The sequence below is a fragment of the Vibrio sp. HS-50-1 genome, from assembly GCF_024747315.1.
Taxonomy (GTDB): Bacteria; Pseudomonadota; Gammaproteobacteria; order Enterobacterales; family Vibrionaceae; genus Vibrio; species Vibrio diabolicus.
The window spans coordinates 1-871 of the sequence record NZ_JAMPZF010000016.1 but is presented as its reverse complement, the minus strand read 5'-3'; the positions used below and the strand labels follow the sequence as shown (position 1 = coordinate 871).

General features: G+C 38.8%; 2 protein-coding genes. Both read right to left on the bottom strand.

Going from position 1 to position 871, the window contains the following annotated elements; translation table 11 throughout:
* A partial coding sequence (locus NDJ01_RS08420; protein WP_258586556.1) for a GNAT family N-acetyltransferase occupies nt 1–317 on the bottom strand: 317 nt, incomplete at its 3' end.
* Nucleotides 318–491: 174 nt separating this feature from the next.
* Nucleotides 492–848, bottom strand: a complete 357-nt coding sequence (locus tag NDJ01_RS08415) for a hypothetical protein (protein ID WP_258586555.1) — start codon at nt 846–848, stop codon at nt 492–494.
* Between the last annotated feature and the right edge of the window lie 23 nt (nt 849–871).

Below are 871 nucleotides of genomic sequence, written 5' to 3'. Positions count from 1 at the left end.
TCAACGTCTTTAGTTTCGGCAAATGACGATACTTCTGACAACATGAAAGAGCCAATACCTTGCCCTCGATAACGTTCATCAACACAGAAGTCGATTACGCCCAGAACCTTATGTATTTCCCCACCGACACTAACAACGCGATAATCCAGTCCAAGATAGCCAACCAGCTGTTCACCTTGAAAATGAAGGGCACGCATATGAGGTAACTGCTTAAAGTAAGAACGACTTACTTGGTTGTCTGGAAAAGCTTGATTTCTTAATGCTTCGATTGACTTATGATGCAATTCTGAAACATCTATTTCTTGTACGATTTCCATATCGTTTCCTCGAAAAGGGCTAACGCCGCGTTAAGTAGTGAGCGACGCCTACACCTGACCTAAACAATTACACCATAAACACAAAACTCAATTTAAACCGAGAATGCCATGCGTTGCGAATCTGCCTTAAACGCTTTGTTAGGCATTTTAGTGGCTACCGAACTTACAACACAGTTATAAAACCCTACAATTTTGTCTGAACAAAGGTTGCAAGTTAAACTCTTTTTTATATATCTGCTTATGATAATCGGTGATACCAATAAAGTACGCACCTCTTGTATTTAAAGCAGAGAAAATAGCTTGCTCATTAAACTTCGCATTTTTGACTGGCTTTAGTAAGCGAGCAATATCTGCTTCATATTTTACATTCCCTGTGTCATTTAAAAGTAATGTAGCCATCGCAGCACAGTTCACATACTTTCCATATTGGTCTTGAGGCTCAATAAGCCTTGCCACATCATCATAAAATGACGATGCATTTGCTGAGATTGAAATCACAGCAGTTATGACTATAAACAAGATTTTATTCATATCTGACTCTCATAACACTCATG

Bases quoted from the DNA above. Each gene is read 5' to 3' on its own strand.
- NDJ01_RS08415 (WP_258586555.1), bottom strand. From the start codon at position 848: ATGAATAAAATCTTGTTTATAGTCATAACTGCTGTGATTTCAATCTCA.